Below are 20,097 nucleotides of genomic sequence, written 5' to 3'. Positions count from 1 at the left end.
GGGTCAGGCCATCGCTGGGTCGTGGACCCAACGAGCGCCTCGAATCTTCTCGCTGTCGAGTCGGCGCTCGGGTACCACGATGCCCGGCAGCAGAAATTGCCACATCTGGTCGATGCGCTGTTCGAGATCGGTGCGCCGATCGAGCACGTTCGAGACCATCTGGACGCCGGTGAATGCGGAGATCACAAAGCGAGCCAGCACCGGTGGCTCGATCGTGGGAAGGATATCTTCCTGGGCGATCGCTTCCTCGACGAGAACTCGGCAGGCTTCGATCCAGTCCTGGTACGGCCCGGGCTCGCCGGGTGCGGCGCTCGCACTGAATTCGAGGGTCAGCCGGATTCCCGCCCGCACGATCGGATCCTCGACGATCTGTCGGCCCATTTCGTGGCAAAGCATGACGATCTGTTCGAGGGCCGAGGCGTTGGTGGCGGAGATGGCTTCCACCGAGGCGATGGAGATGGTGTGTTGCCGATCCATGACCGCCTGCGCCAGGTCGTCCTTCGACTTGAAGTGGAAGTACAGGGCGCCTTTGGTGAGCCCACTGCTCGCTTCCACGATCTCCCCGAGGCTGGCACCCTCGAACCCCAGTCGATCGAATGTCGCCGCGGCTGCGACGACGATCTGCTGCCGCGTAGCTACCGCGCGGGCTTGTCTGACCACACCCCGTGTCCTTCTCTCGAAAACATCCCGAAAGGCGAGTCGTGACGAACTCCGACAATCGGCCTCCCCCGAAACGCACGGTACCAGCCGACCCTGAGGAAACCGCAGACCGTGCATCGACCCAGGAACCGGCACTGCATGTCGCGGTGGTGGGTGCCAGCGGTTTCCTCGGTGGGGCAGTGCTCGACGTGCTGCTGACCCGGGGTGTCAGGTGCACTGCGATTGCGCGCCGTCCACCGGCGCCCGTAGGACCATCAATGACGGGGGTGGCCGCCGATCTGGATGATCCGGCATCGCTCACCGCTGCGCTTGCCGGAGTCGACGTGATCGTGCACGCCGCGTCCTACACCGGCTCCGACGAGGCCCAGTACGAGCAGATCAACGTTCTTGGCACCCGGAACCTGGTGGCTGCCGCTGCGGCGCAGGGCATCGATCGAATCTTCTATCTCAGCACGATCGGCGTCTACGGTCCGGGGCCGCATCGGAACGTCGGTGAGGGGGAATTGGAACCCAACCCGGTCACGGCGCTGAGTGCCAGCCGTCTTGCCGCCGAGAATCTTGTGCGCGACCACGGCGGGCTCGTGTTGCGTCCCGGGTTCGTTCACGGACCGGGGGACCGGTGGTTCCTGCCCGGGCTTGCTCATATCGTGTCGACGCTCGGAGTCTGGATCGACAACGGTGTCGCCAGGCAGTCGGTGATCTCGCGCCACGACGTGGGCCGGCTCACCACCGCTCTTGCGGTTCGTCCGCTTCCCGACGCGATGCGCGGGGGCATGCTCCACGTCGCCGATCGGATTCCCGCGAGCGTCCATGATCTCGTCCACGTCGCTGCCGCCCAAGGGCTGCTCACTCCACCGACTGAGTCCGTGAGCTACGAACAGGCGCTGCACGTGGGGCTGGAGCGCGGATTGTCAGCGCGTCACATCGACCTGATCGGACACGATCACCACTACGCCAGCACTCGAATCTGGGCAGATACCGAGCTGGCAACCGATCCCTGATCGATGGATCATGCCGGGTGCTGTTCACCAGTGTTTCCACTGGCAGTGACCGTGTCCGGGTACTTTCGTCCGACGGGATGCAGGTGTCGCCGGAAATGCGGTAGACTGCACCCACCGAGCAATACCGGTCGATTGGTATTGTTTGCCGGGGAGGGCATCGATACAAGTGATTGCGAAAGCATTTCGACGTATCGGCGGGTGATAGATCGACGGCTGTGACGGGACGAAGACGGTGAGGTCTGCACCGGGGGGTCCTCATCGTTCTGACCCGAGGGGTTCCGTCGGCGTATGGCGCCGACGGAACCCTGGTCGTCCGCGCACTCGGGGGGAGTGTGCGCGAACTGTGCCCCCGTTCGGGGAGGGGCGGGGGCACAGAACAGACTATGTGAGTTTGCGGTTGCGTGCATTGCCGGGCTTACCCCGACGCGTCATCTTGGCGAGAATCCGCGATGGCACTCGTGCTTCGGAGTGGGATTTCGAGTGTCCGGATCGTTGCCGATGGTCCTACGTTGCGCCGGGTCTCCTGCAAGATCATGAGGGCTCACATCCCTTGACCATCAGGAACTTTCATGCGATCGATAATCCGCGACACTCTGGTCACCATGGCAGTTGTCCCGCTGGCCGCAGCGGCCGATGCCGACGAGCGGAGTTCGGGTGCAGGGGTGAGTGACAGGCAAGTGTCCGAGACTCAGAATCCGGGAATCGAGGGCAGTTCCGGCAAGGGAAGCGTCGGCGGTGGAGGGAGCGTCGGAAGCTGGATCTCGGGCAGGCCGGGAATGAGCGGCGAGGGTTCGGGCGCGTCCGGTGTGGCGGGCGGCGCAGCACTCTCACTCTCCGTCTCGGCGGTGGGCGCCTGAGCCGGGACCTGGGTCTGCGGCTGGTAGGTGATGGGCTCCTGGGCCTGTGCCGGAACCACAGGCGGTACGACGCTCGCCGCCGGGGCGGTTTCAGGGGTCGGGATCATCTCCGAGGTCGGCGCGGGTTGTGGCGGTGCTACTTGCCGCGCGGCCGGTGGCTGCGTGTCCTGCTGAGTGACTGCGGGTTGTACGTCGCCCTCCGAGTCTTGCAGCACGACGGTGCCGAGCCCGATCGCAGCTGCGAGAGCGACGACACCGCCGGCAAGCGCGAAGGTGCGACGTTTCGGCGCAGGCGGTGGCGGTGGCGTCTCATGGGTGACCACAGCGGCGACGTTGCCGGGTTCGTTGCTCGGTGCGGGCAGCGCGGTCGGCAGCACCTCGGTGTGCGACAGTGTGTGGTCGGCGAACTCGACCGCTGCGGGATGAGCCAGCAGCGCCGCGCCCTCTGCCGCTACCAACTCGGGTTGTTCGGGCACGATCACCGGCAGGTCCAGCCACGACTCCATCACCGAGGCGATCAGCGGGATGTTCGCACCACCGCCGATCAGCACTGCAGCATCGGGGGTGCGTCCCGAGCGTTGGATGACCTCGCGGGTGAGGCGGGCAGACGTCTTCACAGCACCGTCTATGAGCGAATCGAAGCTGTCCTGAGAGAGCAGTAACAGGCCGCCCTCGCCCGCTATGCACACTGCACCCTTGGTGGACAGTTGCTCCTTCGCGTCACGACACCTTGCGGTGAGGGCGAGCTGGGCTGCCAGATCGGCAGGCCGCTCGAAGCGTTGCTGGTGGAGCTGGTCGTCGAGGACGAGCCGGTCGACGAGGTTACCGCTGATCTGATCCGAACGCGTGGTGCTCAGTACCTTTCCGGTGCTTCGGTCGACGACGGTGACGGTGAGGCCGGAGCTGCCGAGATCGTAGAACACCAGCGTCTCGTTCTCACCGAGCTGTCCGGACATCTCCAGCATCTGGAGCGCGGCCGTCACCTCGGGGACCAACTGGAAGTGGCCGATCTCGAGCCGGGTCATCGCGGCGTGGACGGCACCGGCCTGCGCGTCGTTCTGGTACGCGACTCCGATGGCCTCTACCTGCTCGATCTCCCTGGTTTCGGCAAGCATCCACTCGATGGAATCGCCGGCCGGTTCCCCGGGGCGTTCTAAAGTTGCAGTGATGGGGCGTGATCGGAAGATCGAACCCTCGGGCGTCTCGGCATCACGGCTTGCGAAGCGCACAGCGCTGGCCCCCATCGAGACACCGAGAACTGAAGTCATGAAGCCGACTATAACGGTCTGATCACGGGAGCGCGCACGAAGCGGGGCGGGTCGGCCGGGACTCCCTGGCGACGGCGATCCGGGAATGTCGGTGTGCCAGCATCAAACACGGGCAAAAAGGTCATTACGGACTATATGCCCTATGTGGATGTTGAAGTGAGGCGCAGTGGCTCAGTGCGCCGCACCCAACTCGACGAGTGGCACGCCGGTGATGATCAGACCGATTCCGGCACCCACGATGGGGCTGAGCTTGTCCTTGAACAGAATTCGACCCGCCAGCACGGCGCTGTTCATCGCTTCAGTGAGAGCGTAGCGGCAACTTGCTCCCCGATTCTCGGTGAGGGGGCGGTTATGTGCGAATTGCTCGGCGACATCGCACACAACCGCCCCTTCGGCAGCTACGAGAAAACCTGAAAGCGACTGATGTCAAGACCATTTCATGAGAAGCAGGGATTCTCTTGTGGTCAGGATCTGACAGTGCGCCTGCCGATCCGTTCGTGTTGGTGATGTGATTCGGGATACGATAAGGTCCGTTATGCTGCTTGGGGGCCGGGGTTGCAGCTCGCTTCGGTGCTGGTGTGGCGCGCTGCTGTCCGGATGCGATAAGTCGGGGCGCGCTGTACGCGAGGATTCGAATGTCGCACGAGTTACACCACTTCAGCATGGGGATCTGGGTGTTCTTCCAGGTCTATGCCACCTCTGTTGTGGGTTCTTATGTCGGGTTGACCTGTGTTCGGCAGGCAGCGAAGGACCCCACCCGTTCGGGCAAGTTGCGATGGCTGGCGATGGGAGCATTGGCCATCGGCGGGATCGGAGTCTGGCTGACGCACTTCATCGGCATGATGGGTTTTGCGGTACCCGGTTCGGTCATCCGCTACGACCTGGGTCTGACGGTGTTCTCGGTCGTACTCGCCGTCGGGGCGACGTTCTTCGGTCTCTGGCTCATGTATCGGCCGTTCACTTCGAAGTGGCGGATGCTGCGTATCGCACCGCTGGCGGTCGGTGGACTGGTCATGGGTCTGGCAGTGAGCGCAATGCACTACAGCGGGATGGCTGCTATCCGGATCCAAGGCGTACTCGGACACAATTCGGGCTTCGTCGTTGCATCCGTGATCATCGGAATCGTCGCGTCCGTCGCAGCGCTGTGGCTCTCGGCACACGCCGAACGGATAGTCGTACGTATAGCGGCAGCGCTGATCATGGCCTGCGCGGTGGTGGCGTTGCACTACACAGGCATGGCCGGGGTACATGCCACCGTCGATCCGTCGGCTGCGAAACCTGAGGGCCTGAGCGTGTTGTCGCTGCTGTTCCCCGGCTTCGTGCTCGGCATGATCGCGCTGGCTCTGCCGATCACGCTGCTGCTGGTGACGTCCAGCCGCGAGGAGCGTGCGCGTGAGGACGCAATCGCGCATTGGAATAGTCCGGCCGACGCAGTGGGACGCTGACCTTCGAGCGAGTGACGGATGGGGCACTGCAACGACCGAGCGGCGTGCCCCGTCCGCACCATCGGCCGTCCGTCGTGCAACAGAAATGCGCCGCCGATAGTCGTCACTCCGCGAGATAACGCAGCATCACCACGGTTTCGAAATGTCTCGTCTCGGCCAGTCGGAGCGGGAGGCGCTTGTCCAGCGCGGGAAACATCGGTGTGCCGCCACCGAGAACCATGGGTGAAACGAACAGCTGATACTCGTCGATCAGTCCGTGCGGAATCAATGAGGCTGCGAGGTTCGCGCCGCCGACTTCCATGACGCCGTCGCCTTCGGACTTGAGCCTGCGGACCTCTTCGACCGCGTTCTCACTGACCAGGGTGCTGTTCCAGTGGACCTCGGTGAGTGTCCGCGAGAAGACCACCTTGGGTGTCCGGGTCCAGAGTTCGCCGAACTCCCGCTCGATGGGTGATGCGTCGTCGGGGACGTATGGCCAGTACTCGGCCATCAGCTCGTACATCCGACGGCCGTGCAGCGAAATCTCCAGGCTGCGAAACCGGTCGTTGTGGAACTGGTGCAGTTCGTCGTCGGGTTCGGTCCAGTCGATGTTGCCGTCGCGGTCGTTGATGTAGCCGTCCAGGGACACGCCGAAGTCGTAGATCAGTTTCCTCATGGCGGGATAGACCTCCCATGTGTTCGAAATTCATCGGTGCCTGGTCTGCCACTCGAACATGCCAGGTGTAACACCGAAATGAAGGGGAATACCTCCTTCATGAAATCGAATCGCCGAGATGCCGACCCCGCGTCGAGACTGGGCGGCCATCTGCTTGCATTGGCCGGCGACCGTGACCGCGCCGCTCTCTCCGACACGGTGTCCTCGTTGGTCCACGGAGACAGTCTCAGCGAACGAGACAGTTACGGCGCAGTCCTCGAATGGACGGTCACAGCCATAGCCGGCGTGATCGCCGACAAAATGGGCCCGATCGCCTCAGGGACAGTTGCCGACAAGGTGTTGATGCTGCGGACCCCTGAGGGAGAGCACTTGACGATCGAGGAGCTCCCATCCCCTGCATGTCATGTATGGGGAGCGATCGCCGACTACCTCGGCGGAGACGCCTTGCGCGGACACAGGCGACTTCGGCCCGTTGTATATGTGTCCGATCCGGAGAAACGAATTCACGCGCTGACCGAGGCGGTGGACTTGCTCGACTATCTCCTTGATCTGCCTGCGCGCGACGAACCGGACGCACTCACCGAATAGGTTCTGCGGCCTTGCTGAAAGACTCCAGGGCCGAGTGAAATGCGCGCGGCTGCGGAACCCACTGAACGGGCATCCGGCAAATCCCTCCCGAACGTCTTCCGCTCGCGTGTCGGTGGGTGACGCTATCGTCCCGGTAGAACTGCGACGAGGGGAATTCGAGCGTGTGTGGACGGTATGCAAGCACCAGCACCCGCGATGATCTGGTCTCGGTCTACGACGTGGTCGAGGCGGTCGGGGAAGAATTACCGCCGTCCTACAATATCGCCCCGACGCAGCATGTGAACGTCGTGTTCGAACGCGCGCCGCGCGGCAAGCCGGATGCTGAACCGAAGAGAATGGTCTCGTCGGAGGTCAAATGGGGTTTGGTCCCCTCGTGGGCAAAAGACCCGAAGATCGGATCACGGATGATCAATGCGCGTTCGGAGACGATCACGAGCAAGCCCGCCTTCAAGGCGGCCGCGGCCCGACGTCGCTGCGTGTTGCCCGCCGACGGTTACTTCGAGTGGATGAAGGACGAGAACGGAAAGAAGACCCCGTTCTTCCTGCACGCCGACGGACCGATTTCGATGGCCGGCCTCTACGAGCTGTGGCCGAACCCTGATCTACCCGAAGACGATCCGGAGCGCTGGTTGTGGACGTGCGCGGTGCTGACCAGGCCGGCCACCGATGCGGCAGGCCAGATCCACGACCGCTCGCCGGTGCTCCTGCCGGACACATTCGTCGGTCCGTGGCTCGATCCGGCACTCACCGATCGCGACGACGTCGACGCGTTACTGAACTCGATTCCCGAACCACATCTCGATCTGTACGAGGTGAGCTCCGCCGTCAACTCTCCTCGCAACAACACACCGGAGTTGCTGCATCCCGTGCACCGTTGAGCGATGCTTGCCCCCGATGATGAGGCGCTATGCGAGATTCACGCCGTAAGGGTCGGTGACGAAAATATCCGGTCGCCGCGATAGACCGACCGCGTGAGCTGATCAGCCGACGGTGTTCTTGCGGGGACGTCCCCGACGCGCCGGTTTGGCCGGGGGAGTCGTGGGTTCGGCTTCCGCCTCGGTTTCGGATTCTTCGGAGGGGTCGTCGCTCCAGCTGATCTCGATCTCGATCTCTGTTTCGTTCCCGTCGACCTCGATTTCGAGTTCCCACCGGACCCGGTCGGAGACGACGATCTCGATCGAGTCGTCCCCCGACTCGAGTGCGACCTCGCGACCGCGCGCGAGCGCGTGTCCGAGTGCTATGAGCTTTTCCGACACTTCCTCTCGCGAGAGGTCGGATTTCCTCTTGAATTCCAGTTTCGGCACGACGACTCCTGACCTCGGCGCAGTGTGTATCAACCGTAGCCCTCGAAGTGCGGCTTTCCGGGCCGAACCGAAATACGGGCAGCGACGACCTTCCTGTTCTCCAGCTCCGGCGCTCATGCACGTGAAGCGCTCGTTGATTGTGGGCCGGACGCACTGAAGTTGTTCTGTTCCAAGATATTCCGGCTCGTGCTCGCGGTGTGGCTCTTCAGGGGGTCGCCGGGGCGAGCGAGGGTGATAGCGGACGTCGCGTGCTTGTGATCCGAGGTGCGGCACCGCCTGCCTGCGAAGTTGGACGTTTGTCCGAATCGTGCATGTCCGCGACCCTTTTCGACGAAGTCGGGCGTACGTGGCACCGCGACGACGTCGGCCTGGCTGCCCGACTGAGCGAGCTTTGGAAGAGATTTACCTTCCATTGGTAACGATCTTGGCTTTCGATGGGATGTACCTGTTGGCGATTCCGAACCACAGGAATCGTGGTAAGAGCGACCGTGAAGCCTGGAGATGGCGCGATCACCTGTGCACATATGCGAGGGGCATGTGTGTGCAAGCCGCTGCAGTCTCCGGGCTTCACGGCGTGCCGAGAAAAACGCCCCCACCCTCGTGCTGGTGCGACAGTGGGGGCGTTCGTCGGGCGGCCCGAAGTCGGGGGATCCGGGCCGCGCTGCGGCCCGCTGTCGGGGAGGATTCGGGCCGCACGAGCGACCCGATGTCGGGGGGGAATCGGGTCGCTGTTGAAGGCTATCGCTGTCCCGGCTGCGGGGTCGGCCGATTCGGGGTGAAGGAACGGGTGAAATCGGATCCCCTGCTGTGACGATGGACTCACTATACGACACAGATTGGATCAGGCGTGTCACTGCACACATTCATGATCACGGGGAATGGTCGGACTCGGGCTGCGGTGTGCTCGTGTCGGTCTCGAGTAGTCGTAGCTTGCGTGCGGTAGCCAATGCTTCTGCCTTCGAATGCGCGCCGAGTTTCCGGTAGAGGCTGCGCATCTGTGATTTGACAGTATTGGCCGACACGAACTGTTCGTCGGCGATCTGCTGCTGCGACAAGCCGCGCGCCATACAGGACAGCACCGAGTGCTCGCGGGCAGTCAATTGGACGTGGTGAACCGTCTCGGGGAACACCGACCTGTCGATATCGAGGGTGGGCGCGATGCCGGTGGCGTCGGCCAGCGCACGCCGCAAGCGCAGCGAGACGGTGGTGAACGGGCGATAGCAGTCCGACTGTTCCGCGAGCGCACACGCGGTGCGCCAGCAGTCCGCCGCGACCTCCACGTCTCCCAGTTTGTGATGGGCGGCTGCTCGGATGAGAAGACCCTCGATGTGTTCACGCGGTGAGCCAGCTTCCGACGACAGCGACCGCGTGACGATCTCGAGTGTCTCGTCGGGGCAGCCGGTGTAGAGCGCCACGCGAGCGGAAGCAAGTACCAGAAGTGGGTGATTCAGGACCGCATCGGCGACGGTGGTGGCAGCGAGGTTGCCCTGTCCGAGTGCCAAGTGCAGATCGACCCGCGCCGCAGTGATCAGCACAGTAGCGAACGAACTCGGTGAACACTGGACGCGTCGCTCAGCGGCGAGGCGTTGCAGCTGCATCAGTCCGGCATACGCGCCGTCGTGCAACAACGCGCACTGGGCCTGCACGTAAGCGATGTATGCCCAGAGTTCCTCGCGGTGGCTCGGTTCACCGAGCGTGTCGAGCGCCGTGGTGGCTGTGGCCAAGTCGAGCCGATCCAACGAGGTCAATGCGGTGGCGAGCGAACCGCCCATCCGCACCATCGGAGCCAGCGCTTCCCCACCGTCGCCGAAGTCGACTTCACGGGCGAGCCATGCGTGGGCGCGGGGAGCGTGCCCGGTCATCGCCCATAGCAACGCCAGGTTGCCTGCGGAATTACGAGCAGCGAAGTCGATGCCCTCGGCCACGGCACCGCGGTAGGCCGACATGAACTCGGAAATGGCGTCGAAGTCGGCGCCCGCCAGTTGGAAGGTGAGAGCCCACTGCAGGCGCAGAACGGGAAGTTGTGCATGGACGAGCTCTGGTTGCTGGTCGAGTGCGGCAGTGGCCAGCGTGACGATCCGCCGCGTCAGATTCACTGCGTCGCGGTAGCGTCCTGCGACACGCAGCCCGATGGACTGCACCGTGGCGACATGAATGCTCGAGGTCACTGTCGGCGAGTCGGCGAGGTCGAGCAATTCGGTATCGCTGGCAGGGAGCGACGGTCCGAGTATCGGGGCTTGCGCCAGTAGTCCCACGAAAACCGACTTGCCGGCTTTCACACTCGGTCGATCCTGCAGGTACTGCTCGGGCACGCTGTCGAGGATCTCCCGCAGCTGGTCGATATTTCCGATGACCATCGTCACCCAGTGCTGTTCGCAGATGTCCAATGCCAACGGCCAATCGCCGGCATCGGCGGCGTAACGGGCCGCAGATGCCGGATCGTTGTTGCTCAGCGCGCGCCGGGCCAGAAGCGTCAACACAGATTCGAGATGTTCCGGATCGGCCTTTCGCGCCAGGTCGAGCAGGGCCTGACGCACCAACACCGGAAAGCGCCAGTATCGGTGCTGGTCGGATGATTCTGCCGGAACCAGCAGTCCCGCACGGTAGGTGTCGGTGAGGATCTCGCTCACCGACTGCGCAGTGGGAAGCAACTCCTGGGCGAGAGGCTCACTCAAGGTGCGCGCCGGCGCCAGCGTCCGGGCAAGTTCACGCTCGAGGTCGGCGCCGAGGGTCCCCAGCATGCTGTCGAGGTCTGCCGCGACCATGCCGATCAGTTCGGCAGCGGGACGTCCGTGCGCGTCGACCACAGGTCCGGAGTAACGGCCCGCCATGTCGACGGTCTTGCTCACCCATCGGGGAATGCCGTCGCATACTGCATGGATCCTTCGTCCCATGATCTTCGGTTGTGCCAGACCGGCCGACCGGCACAGATCCACCACCTCGGCCTCGGTGAACAGCAAGTCCTCTGCAGACACCTGGGTGTCGACGATCCCGCCGAGGACTTCGGACCACGGGGAGGCGGGCGCCACCGTTACCAGGATGGTCGGACGCGGCGAGACCCGAGCCAAGCGGGAGAGGCATTCGGCGAATTCCGATACCGGACCTGAAAACGTGTCGGGGCGTTCCAGCACGAGCACGCACTCCTCGCGGAGGGCGCCGAACAGTTCGACGAAGGTGTCTGCCGCATCCGAGCTTCGGGGGCCGGGGTGGCGAGGAAAGGAGCGCGGTGCAATTCCGGCGGTATGAACCGCGTCGAGCACCGCACTCCAGTATCGATCGTGATCATAGGGTGTCGACGGAGGCGGTACCCAGGTGGTCGGTGGCGTTCCACTGTGGTTGTGTTGCAACCATGTCGTAAGCAACGTGCGTACACCGAAGCCGGCGGGCGCGCACACCATAGTCAGCGCCGAAGGGCGGGACAATATTTCGAAGAGTCGAGGGCGAACCAACGTAGGCACCGTCGACCGACTTCGATTCGTACTGTCCATTCAGTGCGCCCTCCCGTTGCGCTTTTGTCCGGTTGCCGCGGTGCAGTTGTCAGCGAGCACCGAGAAAAACCGGGACAACTGTCATTGCACACCACCCCACCCCGGCGATTCGTCATTCACCCTTGGTTTCACCCTCGAGGTGACGCGGCGTCGTCGTGACGCTGTGTAGAAAGAGCTCCACCTCGTACAGCGAATGCGGCCCATGCCGAGGCAGGGTCGCACGTGCGCCGCCGTCCCCTCGGTGGGGCGTGGGAACGCAGATGGATCATAGAGTGTCACATGATCACAAGGGGCTTAATTCCCACGTGTAACAAACGAAATACCTGGACCGATGTCTTGGACGGTTGCGGTGCATGCCTTTGCCATGTGCCTCGACCCCCTGCCCGCCCGGGCAGGGCCACACACCAAAAGGAGTTCTCCATGATTCTCGGATCGCTCGGCGCTACCCTTTTCGCTCTGCTCGCGGGTCTCGGCATCCTGCTCTGATCGCAGGCCGATGGTGCGCCCCGTCCGATCCGGGGCGGGCGCACCGCTGTGCCGCGGCAAGGTACTCAGGCGACGGCATCCGTGCTGACGCCCGCACGAAATGAAGGAGGACAGCGTCGTGACTGTCCGATATGGTGATCGGCACTCTACGGTAGCAGGTCCGTCGAGCGGCAATCGTGCCGCATCCGGACCCCGGATCCCGGGGTGGTATCCCGACCCGTCCTACAACCGGATCGAACGATGGTGGAACGGCCACGACTGGACCCGGGCCGAACGGCTCCGTCGCTCGGATGTGCAGTCCGACGCCGACGGCGCTTCGGCCGACGCACGTCGGTCGCTTTCCGCCGACGCCAAGCGTGCACTCGTCATCACCGCGGTCGCAGCCCTATCGTTCGCGGCGTGGGGTGTCGCGACAGCAGAAGCCGCGCCCACTGTGCCGCAATCTTCGATTTCGGGGTCCGGCGCAGCTCGCTAGGAACTCGGCCGTTCATTCCGTCGGTTGTCGACGCCACCATCGCCGACGAGGACGAAAGCGGGTCGACCGAGACATGTCGACCGAGACATATTGGTCGCGAATCCTACTCGCGCACACGCCAGCCGCCCGCTGCCGCAATTGCCGTTGTGGGAAGCTGGGCCAGTCGCTGGAAGAGTGTTCCGGCGGCGACCGGTTGCCGCGACAGGTTGTCGGTGCACACGCTGTATCGGATACTGCTCGATATGAACCGCCGAGTGGGAGGCCGCGTAGCGCCGTGGACATGCTGATTGCCCGCAACCCCGACCCGGCCTCCCGGTTGCCGTTTCTGTTGCGACTCCCGCTTGCGGGCGGGATGGTGTTTCGCACTTCCGACACCTGGCCGCGCACCAAAGCGCTGTTCTGCTATCCGGTTTCGACCGATGAGTGGCCCGGCACCCCCGAGATCGTCGAGCAGGTGGCGCTGCGTTCCTGTGTGCGCCGCGGCGCCGCGATCGACGTGGTGCTGGATCGGGGACGAGAGAACCGGTCCCAGATCGTATTCACCAAAGCCCGCGGCCGTGACGCTGTGTTCTGGCAGTCGCCGCGCACCAGGAAACAGGCGCGTCCGAACGTGCGCACCCCGGTCGCTCGGGCCGCAGGAGTCCCCGACCTGACGATCGTCGTCGATTCCCACGAGCGCTACGCATACAAATTCACCGGGCAGCAGGCCGTCACGGTGACGCGGGCGCTGCCGTGCGGCGACTACGGGCTTGTCGTCGACGACAAGCTGGTGGCCTCGGTCGAACGCAAGTCGTTGGCCGATCTGGTGGGCAGTCTGACCAGCGGGAAGCTGCGGTTCGCGATGGCCGAGCTCGCCGCGCTGCCGCGCGCCTCAGTGGTGGTGGAAGACCGGTACTCGGCCGTGTTCAAGTTCGAACGGGTCCGGCCCGCGGTGATCGCGGACGGCCTTGCCGAACTGCAGGTCCGCTACCCGAGCGTGCCGATCGTGTTCTGTGAGACCCGGCAGCTCGCCGAGGAGTGGACCTACCGGTACCTTGCTGCCGCACACGAGTGGGCGGGCATCGAAGACGCGGCCCGCGAACGCATCACACCGCAGCAGAACGACGCTGCCGCCGCAGAACCGTCCACCGCGCAGGTGCGCGCGTGGGCTCGCGAGGAAGGCTTCGATGTGCCGGATCGTGGTCGGCTCCGCCCCGAGGTGTGGGCTGCCTGGCGTTCCGCTCACGAGTAGGTTGCTCGTCCACGGGGCATCTCCTCGATCTCGACAACCGACCACACCGACACTTGCCGACAGTGATTGCCGGTCGAGGTCAGTTCGATCCGGGAGTGGGTTGAGTCTGCAGTGTGTGGACGACCGCGGTGAGCAGTGCGTCGCCGGCGCGTACTTCGTCATCGAGCGCGTTGGCCACTGCAGTCGCTTCGGCAGTGAGGATGGCAGCGTCGGAGTCTCCGAGGCTCGAGACGATGCGGTCGTAGACGCCGCCACTTTCACGGGCGACATGCGCGATGCGTTCGTGCGCGCAGCCCGGCGTGCAGACCTGGGGAGGCGAGCCTTCGATCAGGCCGAGTGCCTTCCGGAACTTGCCGTCCTCCCAGTAGTGGGGCGAGGTCCTGAGCCATTCAATCAGCAGATGGTGATCGGGGATGCTCGCGTCGCAGCCGTCGAGCGGTTCGGTGGCCGGGATGTCGGTGGGGGCTCCGGCGAGTGCTCCGGTGATATCGCTGAGGGTCGCGCTCATCGGGTCGAGGCCGAGGATTGTGCGGAACACGATGCCGGTGGCCGACGAGAGCGGGAGATTTCGTTCCTCTTCGCTGAACGGTTGGGAGAGCACACGCGGATTGTCGGTAGCGCCCTGAATCCAGCGTTCGAACTGTTTCAACCCGTAGGTGTTCGCATCGGTTCCCGGCATGCCGGCGGTGCGATGAAAGGCGCCGGCCGCATCGCGGGTGGCTCCCCAGGCCATCCGGTCCAGATGCCCGATCGGGAACAGCTCTGCGCCGCGCGCTGTGACAGCACGCAGTTCTTCCACTTGGGTATCGGTGAGCTCCGGCAGGTTGTGCTCGCTGAGCATGCGAATGAAGTATCGGCCCGATTCCTCGGCGACGAGATGCTGTGCGAGCTCAACCAGCTCGGTGTGGTCGGACGACGACATACGATCCGGGTCCAGTTGTGCGAGAAGGAGATCGACGAAGTGTGCGAGTCGGCCCTCGACGGGTTCTTCGCCGGGAACGAAGAACCGCGCGCGGTTGGTGTAGAAACCTTCGCCGAGAACGGTGCCGCTGTCCCACGTGAACGAACTCGTCGGTGAGGTCGGATGGACCTGGAGCAGCCCTCCGTCCCAGGCCGCGATGAAGAGGTCCTTGCTGAGTGATGCGTTCGGGGCGATCGTCTGATCGTTGATCTCGATGGGATAGATCAACCCGTCCGTGTCGCCGACCGCGTGGATCACCGACAGCGCTCCGAGCTTCGCCGGGAGCGAAGCGTCGGTGAGCAGCTGCTCCGGGTCGACGGACGCCACCGGATACTGCTCAGCGATCACTTCGCGGCGCGCTTGTTCGACGGCTACGTGCCCTTGCGTCTCGATCGCGCGTCGGGCGCTGGCCGTGAGCGCGCGTGGATTGAGAATCCCGGCTGCCTGATCGTCGACACGGGTATTGCATCGTCGGCACTCGACGGCCTTCCCGACGAGGGCGTCGGACAGTGCTTGCCTCGACGTCAAAACCAGCTCACCGTTGCAGGAAGCACACCAGTAGCCGAGGAGCGTTGCGGCGACGGCAGCGGCGGCTGCATAGTGTGCTCCACCCGACCACATCTTGTAGGGGAGTGCCCCGACGTTGTGCTCCCATACGGGCTCGCCGGTCTCCGGGTCGAGTCCGTCCAGCCGCCAATACGCGATTCCTACGTCCTGAAGTGCCGTGGGAGCGTAGGCGTTGATTTCGAGTCGGATGTTGGGCTCGGCGGGCGGGACGGCGTAAGGCATGCCGGATTGTAACGGCACTCTCGGCCGATGCGGTATGTCGGAATCCCATTCGACATCGGCCGCCTCGGGAGTGTGCTGTTCGCTACTGAGTGCCGACGCTACTTTGTGAACTGAAGCTCCTCGGGCAAGAGCGACCCCGACCCGTACATCAGAATCCCCTCCAGGTCGGTCGCGGCTATTACCGACGGCGCACCTCGGACGTACCACAGTCCGACATTCAGGTCGACGAGCCGACGCTGCGCAACGTCGTATGCTTCGCGGCGCACCTCAACGGTGTCGGCGTTGCGGCCGGCGTCGAGAGCCTGAGTGAGGGCAGGGTCGTCGACACCCATGAAATTGCCTGACGAGTCGGGGTGGAATGCCGACCACAACGCAGCATCGGGATCCTGGACCAGGGCCGAGGTGATCATCATGTCGAAGTCGTGACCGGTCAACCTCGTTACGCCTTCCGTGTTGTCCACGATCTCGATGTCGACCTCGACGTTGTCGAACTCCGTGAGATTTGCCTGCAATGCCTCGGCCGCCACCTTGTTCTCGGCCGACGAGTAGCCGACGAACGTGAACGACACAGGCTTGCCCTCGGCTGCCAACTCGTCGAACAACCGCTGGGCGGCATCCTTGTCGGGTCGCGTGAACGGGAGATCGCTGTAGAACGGTGACGACTCCTGGAAAACGGTGCGCGGAAATTGCTCGTCACCCGCGCCTGGGTACACGGCGGCGTTGATGGTGGCCGGATCGACAGCGAGAGCGATTGCGCGCCGCGCGCGTTCGTCGTCGAAGGGAGCGCGTCGCATGTTCATTCCGAGGAACTGGCCTCCGCCCATGGGGACTGTCTCGACATGAAGTCCGGCGTCCTCTGCGCGTGCAATGGTGGACCAGTTCGAGTCGGCGGTCAGGTCTGCGGCGCCCGACACAACAGCGTTGAGTCGTTGATTGGTGTCGGGTGACGTACGTAGCGTGATGCTGTCGAGGGAAGGTTTCGGCGCATCCCAGTAGCCGTCGTTCTTCGCGAGATCGATTCTGTCCTGCCGTGCCCAGTCGACGAGTGTGAACGGCCCTGCTCCAACGGGGTTCGAGTCGAACGCGGCTTGCCCTTGCCGTAGCGCCGTGGGAGACGCAATCCAGTTCATCGAGGACTGGACGAGACTGTCCGCGAAGTGCGGATTCGGTGGGTCCAGAGTTGCTTTCAAAGTGGTCTCGTCCACTACGTCTGTTGTGGTGATCTGCATGGCCTGGCGGCGGGAGGTCGAACCCAGTGCCGGATCACGTAGGCGATCCCAGTTGAACTTCACAGCGGCGGCGTCGAGGGGAGTGCCGTCGGTGAAGGACAGTCCAGGACGGAGGGTCAACGTGAATGTCCGGCCCTCGTCGCTCGTGGAGGCTTCGGTGGCCATGGAGTGGTTGACCTCCAGCGACTCGACGTCATTGGTGATCAGCGTGCCGTAAAGAGCGTTACCCAGCAGTGATTGGAACGCCCAGCTGTTGGACATGTTCGCGGGATCGAGTGTGCGCGGCTCCGTCATCTGTATCGCATTCAGATTCCCGCCGGCGATTGGCTCGCCGTCAGAGCCCCCGGGGTCGGATGTCCCACCGCAAGCGCCGAGGATGAGCACCGCGGAGCAGACTGCTGCGAATCGGGAGAGGGCACGCCAGTGTCGGATCATCGTTGAACTTTCGGGTGTCGGTGATGCGGGAGGCTTGTCGGCTATGCCTTCGCGAGGGTGGCAGGCCTTTCTGCCCATGCTGTTTCGGCGACTTCGCTGAGCGCTTCACCCTTCGCGAACCCGTAGTACGCAGAGAATTGGAGGACGATCTCGTCCATCTCGGGCTTGGTGATGTCACCCGAGTGCAGCGCGGCGGTGACATGGCTCTTCATCGGAGTGGGAGCGTCGGCGAAGGCGACGCAGGCGACGGTGATGATACGTCGCTCACGTCGGGTGAGACCGGGTCGCTGCCATACATGGCCGAAGACGAAGTTGAGGATGCCTGCGTGCCGGTAGGGCGTGGTGTGGGGAGGTGCGGGAATGAGATTGACGTCGAGGAACTCCTGCGCGCCGGCCTCGAATCGTGTGTCCCAGTCCGAAGGTCCGAGAGCGTCGTGCGACAGTTCTGGCCAAGGCCCGGGTTCTTGACCGCGGTCGTGGTGAATCTGTGTCCATTGCCTGATGACGGCGCCTTCGAGGTGCGCGGCCTTGGGCCACCCGCTGTACACGGCGAAGTGGAGGACGAATTCGAGCATCTCTTCCAGTTCGATGTCACCGCTGTCGAGGGCGGCGCGCACATACGCCTCGATGGGTCCTGGCGCATCTGCGCCGGCGACGCAGACCAAAGCGATCCACCGACGGTCTTTGCGGCTCAGCCCGGGACGCGACCACACGTCGCCGAAAACGAAGTCGCGTGAAACCTGTTGGAAGGGCGTGGTGATCTCGGTGGGCTCGCGGCACAGGACCGTGCGGAACATCTCGTCGGCCAGGTTGTTGCTCATATTCGAGTTCCTTCGTTGGGAAGTGGCAGCGCGGTGATCAGCAGAGGGTCAAGGCGATTCGGATGGAGTCGTGTTCGGGCGTGCGCTCGGTCATGTGCGAGAACGCGTCCGCGAACCGGTCGAGTGGGTAGGTGTCGCCCAGCAGGTCGGCAGTGGGGATCATTCCCGCGTTGATGAGTTCGACCGCGTGCTCGGTGTCGATACCCGCGCCCGGGTGCAGGGTGATGCGCCTGGTGGGGATCCAATCCGGATGGAAGCCCTCCAGCGGCCCGTCCTTCATGCCCGCCAGAACCACGTGGCCGCCTTTGTGTACGAGGTCCATGGCCAGGTTGACCGTCGCGGAGCTTCCCGATGCGGCATCGATGACGACATCGGCCATCTGTCCGTTCGTGATCTCGCGGACCCGTTCGACGGCGTCTTCGTTCTCGGCGTCGATGGTGTGGTCGGCACCGACTCGCAGCGCATGGTCGAGGCGGAAGCGGTCGCGTGCGGTCCCGGTCACGATGATCGTCGAGGCACCCGCAGCGTGTGCAGCCACGATGGTGGCCATGCCCATGTGGCCGGGCCCTTCGATGACGACAGTGTCGTCCTTGCGGACCGGTTTCACCCAGGTCACCGCGCAGCTCAGGGGCTCGAAGAAGGTCAGTTCGTCGGCGGGGCGGTCATCGCGCATCCGATAGACCTTCGAACCCGGGAGCAGTTCGAGATGCTCGCCGAACCCGCCGTAGAGGCCGGAACCTTCATGGATGGAGAAGTCGTGTCCGTAGATTCGATTTCCGTCGGGGGTGATCACGAGTTCGCGTACCGCAACGCGGTCGCCCTCCTCGACGCCCCATTGTGCGGCGGTGGCAGGCCGGATCTTGTCGATGCGTCCGACGATCTCGTGACCGGGGACGGATGGGAATGCGCCTCCCCACGAGGTGTGGATGTTTCCGCGGAAATGATCGACATCGCTGTGGCACAGTCCTGTCGATTCGACCCGTAGCACGGCACCCCCGGAAGGCGGGTCGGGTTCCGGGAATTCGCGCTCTTCCCATGTTTCGTCACCGGAGAACACAATGGCTCGGCTCATGCTGCACCTCTCGGGTGGTGCACTCGTACGTTCGTCGACGTGCTGGAGCGTTGTTCGGTGCTCCACGAAGTGCTCAATCTCGCTCGGTAAACTGAACAGTAAGTCCTAGGACTTAACTTGTCGAGGGTTGGTTACATTTGTTGCATGTCAGAACAGCGGAACCACGCCCTCGCGCCGTCGTCGAAGCAGCAGTTGGTGCTCACCGCTGAACGTCTCTACGCCCTACACGGGCTCGACGGTGTCCCACTCCGCCACATCAGTGTTGCCGCAGGCATGGCCAACAAATCCGCGGTGCAATATCACTTCGGCACCAAGGAAAATCTGATCCAGGCCATCCTGATCAACCGGATCGACGGACTGACGCATCGTCGTGAGCTACTCGAAGCGAGACTGCCCGATGGCGACGTGCGACGAATTCTCGAAGCTCACCAACTCCCGCTGATCGAACTCGCGGAGGACAAGGAGTGTTATTACCTGCCGTTTCTGGAGCTCCTGCTGCGGGAGAGCCATCCGATGGACGACCTGACCGCAAGTCACCGTGAGTCCAAGCACAACTACTACGACCGGTTGGATCGTCTGCTCGACCACATCCCGCAGCCTGTCCGCGACATGCGCATTCATCAGGCATCCGCAGTGTGTGTGTCCATCTCCGCCGACCGGCACCGGATGCGCATGCAGGGGATCGCCGTGGCACCGTACGCGCTGCACGTGAGTCAGCTGCTGGACTTGCTCGTCAGCATCCTGACGACGCCTCCGTCCGAGGAAACGCTCGCGGCTCTCGAGAGCTCACCCCAGGGTGCTCCGGTGTTCCGGAAGCTTCCCTGAGGTGCAGTGTCTGCGCCGAAGTTCGCGTTGCAGAACGCGCAGCGGTGGCGAGCTTTGCCGTGTTTCCCGCTCGGATTCCAGCTTCCCGCTGCCGTGATTGCCGCTGTGGGAAGCTGGGGCCCGCGCGGGAAGATACGCTCTGCTACTCGGCGGGAATAGTGGAAGAGCGTTTTGCCGGCACCACGGCAGGCCCAGGACTCTCGTCGAGTGGGAGCGGGTGCAGAGGCGGCAGTAGCGCTGGAATCGTCGGCTTGACCGGTTCGTATGCCGGCGCCGTGCCCGCGGCAGGTGGCTCGCGACCCTCGATCGCCGAATACATCAGTGCCGCGGCGACGGCGGCCGCTACAAGGAACGACCAGAATGCGATGTTGCGTCGGCGTCGCCGCTGACTGGGAGCTCGAGGGTGGAGGACCATGTCCACATGATCGAGCCCAATTCGGATGCTGTTACTGATTCTTTGTCAGTTCTTTAGATGAATCTTTTAGTAACAGGTTTCTGCGTGCGACC

The 20,097-nt window shown here is 63.8% G+C and carries 18 protein-coding genes; 7 read left to right on the top strand and 11 right to left on the bottom strand.

Translation table 11 applies throughout. The annotated features are described in order from the left end of the window. Positions 1-3: 3 nt before the first annotated feature. Complete coding sequence (locus MWU77_RS06945) at positions 4-660, bottom strand: ScbR family autoregulator-binding transcription factor (protein ID WP_247273278.1); 657 nt, start codon at positions 658-660, stop codon at positions 4-6. A 146-nt stretch (positions 661-806) separates the two neighbouring features. Between MWU77_RS06945 and MWU77_RS06940 the strand changes: the two genes are divergently transcribed. Then, positions 807-1,661: an NAD(P)-dependent oxidoreductase gene (locus MWU77_RS06940; RefSeq protein WP_247273440.1), complete on the top strand. Its 855-nt coding sequence runs from the start codon at positions 807-809 to the stop codon at positions 1,659-1,661. A 688-nt stretch (positions 1,662-2,349) separates the two neighbouring features. Here the strand turns inward: MWU77_RS06940 and MWU77_RS06935 are convergent. Both MWU77_RS06935 and MWU77_RS24660 read right to left on the bottom strand, forming a co-directional pair. Further along, entirely contained in the window at positions 2,350-3,786 is a 1,437-nt protein-coding gene (locus MWU77_RS06935; RefSeq protein ID WP_169687172.1) for an Hsp70 family protein, read from the bottom strand. Positions 3,787-3,957: 171 nt separating this feature from the next. Then, the gene (locus tag MWU77_RS24660) at positions 3,958-4,080 is read right to left on the bottom strand and encodes a hypothetical protein (RefSeq protein ID WP_277351981.1); all 123 of its coding nucleotides are present in this window, start codon (positions 4,078-4,080) and stop codon (positions 3,958-3,960) included. Positions 4,081-4,421: 341 nt separating this feature from the next. Here MWU77_RS24660 and MWU77_RS06930 point away from each other — a divergent pair, with 341 nt between their 5' ends. Beyond that, a complete protein-coding gene (locus tag MWU77_RS06930; RefSeq protein WP_247273277.1) occupies positions 4,422-5,231 on the top strand; it encodes an MHYT domain-containing protein in 810 nt (269 codons plus the stop codon). A 103-nt stretch (positions 5,232-5,334) separates the two neighbouring features. Here MWU77_RS06930 and MWU77_RS06925 read toward each other — a convergent pair whose 3' ends face one another. After that, the gene (locus MWU77_RS06925; RefSeq protein WP_247273276.1) at positions 5,335-5,886 is read right to left on the bottom strand and encodes a dihydrofolate reductase family protein; all 552 of its coding nucleotides are present in this window, start codon (positions 5,884-5,886) and stop codon (positions 5,335-5,337) included. 99 nt (positions 5,887-5,985) lie between these two features. Between MWU77_RS06925 and MWU77_RS06920 the strand changes: the two genes are divergently transcribed. Together MWU77_RS06920 and MWU77_RS06915 are read left to right on the top strand one after the other, a co-directional pair. Further along, entirely contained in the window at positions 5,986-6,474 is a 489-nt protein-coding gene (locus MWU77_RS06920; RefSeq protein ID WP_169687169.1) for a hypothetical protein, read from the top strand. 161 nt (positions 6,475-6,635) lie between these two features. Continuing rightward, positions 6,636-7,352, top strand: a complete 717-nt coding sequence (locus MWU77_RS06915; protein WP_247273275.1) for an SOS response-associated peptidase — start codon at positions 6,636-6,638, stop codon at positions 7,350-7,352. A 102-nt stretch (positions 7,353-7,454) separates the two neighbouring features. Here the strand turns inward: MWU77_RS06915 and MWU77_RS06910 are convergent, their stop codons facing one another. Together MWU77_RS06910 and MWU77_RS24930 are read right to left on the bottom strand one after the other, a co-directional pair. After that, a complete protein-coding gene (locus tag MWU77_RS06910; protein WP_247273274.1) occupies positions 7,455-7,778 on the bottom strand; it encodes an amphi-Trp domain-containing protein in 324 nt (107 codons plus the stop codon). A gap of 869 nt (positions 7,779-8,647) precedes the next feature. Next, positions 8,648-11,038 carry a helix-turn-helix transcriptional regulator gene (locus tag MWU77_RS24930; protein ID WP_247273273.1) on the bottom strand — a complete coding sequence of 797 codons (2,391 nt, stop codon included), beginning with the start codon at positions 11,036-11,038 and terminating at the stop codon, positions 8,648-8,650. A gap of 832 nt (positions 11,039-11,870) precedes the next feature. Between MWU77_RS24930 and MWU77_RS06900 the strand changes: the two genes are divergently transcribed. Together MWU77_RS06900 and MWU77_RS06895 are read left to right on the top strand one after the other, a co-directional pair. Then, positions 11,871-12,227, top strand: coding sequence for a DUF2510 domain-containing protein (locus MWU77_RS06900; RefSeq protein ID WP_247273272.1), 357 nt, complete (start codon positions 11,871-11,873; stop codon positions 12,225-12,227). Positions 12,228-12,507: 280 nt separating this feature from the next. Continuing rightward, complete coding sequence (locus tag MWU77_RS06895; protein WP_247273271.1) at positions 12,508-13,458, top strand: histone-like nucleoid-structuring protein Lsr2; 951 nt, start codon at positions 12,508-12,510, stop codon at positions 13,456-13,458. 79 nt (positions 13,459-13,537) lie between these two features. On the opposite strand, the gene MWU77_RS06890 is transcribed toward MWU77_RS06895, so the two are convergent. The 4 genes from MWU77_RS06890 to MWU77_RS06875 form a co-directional block, all read right to left on the bottom strand. Further along, complete coding sequence (locus tag MWU77_RS06890; RefSeq protein WP_247273270.1) at positions 13,538-15,208, bottom strand: hypothetical protein; 1,671 nt, start codon at positions 15,206-15,208, stop codon at positions 13,538-13,540. Positions 15,209-15,306: 98 nt separating this feature from the next. Further along, positions 15,307-16,731, bottom strand: coding sequence for an ABC transporter substrate-binding protein (locus MWU77_RS06885; RefSeq protein ID WP_247273269.1), 1,425 nt, complete (start codon positions 16,729-16,731; stop codon positions 15,307-15,309). A gap of 182 nt (positions 16,732-16,913) precedes the next feature. Next, on the bottom strand, positions 16,914-17,693 hold the full coding sequence (locus MWU77_RS06880; protein ID WP_247273268.1) for a carboxymuconolactone decarboxylase family protein: 780 nt from the start codon (positions 17,691-17,693) through the stop codon (positions 16,914-16,916). A 37-nt stretch (positions 17,694-17,730) separates the two neighbouring features. Continuing rightward, a complete protein-coding gene (locus MWU77_RS06875) occupies positions 17,731-18,765 on the bottom strand; it encodes a zinc-binding dehydrogenase (protein ID WP_247273267.1) in 1,035 nt (344 codons plus the stop codon). Positions 18,766-18,909: 144 nt separating this feature from the next. On the opposite strand from MWU77_RS06875, the gene MWU77_RS06870 reads away from it, so the two are divergent. Beyond that, positions 18,910-19,590, top strand: coding sequence for a TetR/AcrR family transcriptional regulator (locus MWU77_RS06870; RefSeq protein WP_247273266.1), 681 nt, complete (start codon positions 18,910-18,912; stop codon positions 19,588-19,590). A 142-nt stretch (positions 19,591-19,732) separates the two neighbouring features. Here MWU77_RS06870 and MWU77_RS06865 read toward each other — a convergent pair whose 3' ends face one another. After that, positions 19,733-20,005 (bottom strand): hypothetical protein, encoded by a 273-nt coding sequence (locus MWU77_RS06865; protein ID WP_247273265.1) that lies wholly within the window; start codon positions 20,003-20,005, stop codon positions 19,733-19,735. Positions 20,006-20,097 lie beyond the last annotated feature (92 nt).

It is taken from the genome of Rhodococcus sp. F64268 (assembly GCF_023015605.1).
Classification (GTDB): Bacteria; Actinomycetota; Actinomycetes; order Mycobacteriales; family Mycobacteriaceae; genus Rhodococcus.
This window is presented reverse-complemented; position numbering and strand designations above follow the sequence as displayed.

Bases quoted from the DNA above. Each gene is read 5' to 3' on its own strand.
- MWU77_RS06935 (WP_169687172.1), bottom strand. From the start codon at position 3,786: ATGACTTCAGTTCTCGGTGTCTCGATGGGGGCCAGCGCTGTGCGCTTC.
- MWU77_RS24660 (WP_277351981.1), bottom strand. From the start codon at position 4,080: ATGAACAGCGCCGTGCTGGCGGGTCGAATTCTGTTCAAGGACAAGCTC.
- MWU77_RS06930 (WP_247273277.1), top strand. From the start codon at position 4,422: ATGTCGCACGAGTTACACCACTTCAGCATGGGGATCTGGGTGTTCTTC.
- MWU77_RS06925 (WP_247273276.1), bottom strand. From the start codon at position 5,886: ATGAGGAAACTGATCTACGACTTCGGCGTGTCCCTGGACGGCTACATC.
- MWU77_RS06920 (WP_169687169.1), top strand. From the start codon at position 5,986: ATGAAATCGAATCGCCGAGATGCCGACCCCGCGTCGAGACTGGGCGGC.
- MWU77_RS06895 (WP_247273271.1), top strand. From the start codon at position 12,508: ATGCTGATTGCCCGCAACCCCGACCCGGCCTCCCGGTTGCCGTTTCTG.
- MWU77_RS06890 (WP_247273270.1), bottom strand. From the start codon at position 15,208: ATGCCTTACGCCGTCCCGCCCGCCGAGCCCAACATCCGACTCGAAATC.
- MWU77_RS06885 (WP_247273269.1), bottom strand. From the start codon at position 16,731: ATGACGGAGCCGCGCACACTCGATCCCGCGAACATGTCCAACAGCTGG.
- MWU77_RS06880 (WP_247273268.1), bottom strand. From the start codon at position 17,693: ATGAGCAACAACCTGGCCGACGAGATGTTCCGCACGGTCCTGTGCCGC.
- MWU77_RS06875 (WP_247273267.1), bottom strand. From the start codon at position 18,765: ATGAGCCGAGCCATTGTGTTCTCCGGTGACGAAACATGGGAAGAGCGC.
- MWU77_RS06870 (WP_247273266.1), top strand. From the start codon at position 18,910: ATGTCAGAACAGCGGAACCACGCCCTCGCGCCGTCGTCGAAGCAGCAG.
- MWU77_RS06865 (WP_247273265.1), bottom strand. From the start codon at position 20,005: ATGGTCCTCCACCCTCGAGCTCCCAGTCAGCGGCGACGCCGACGCAAC.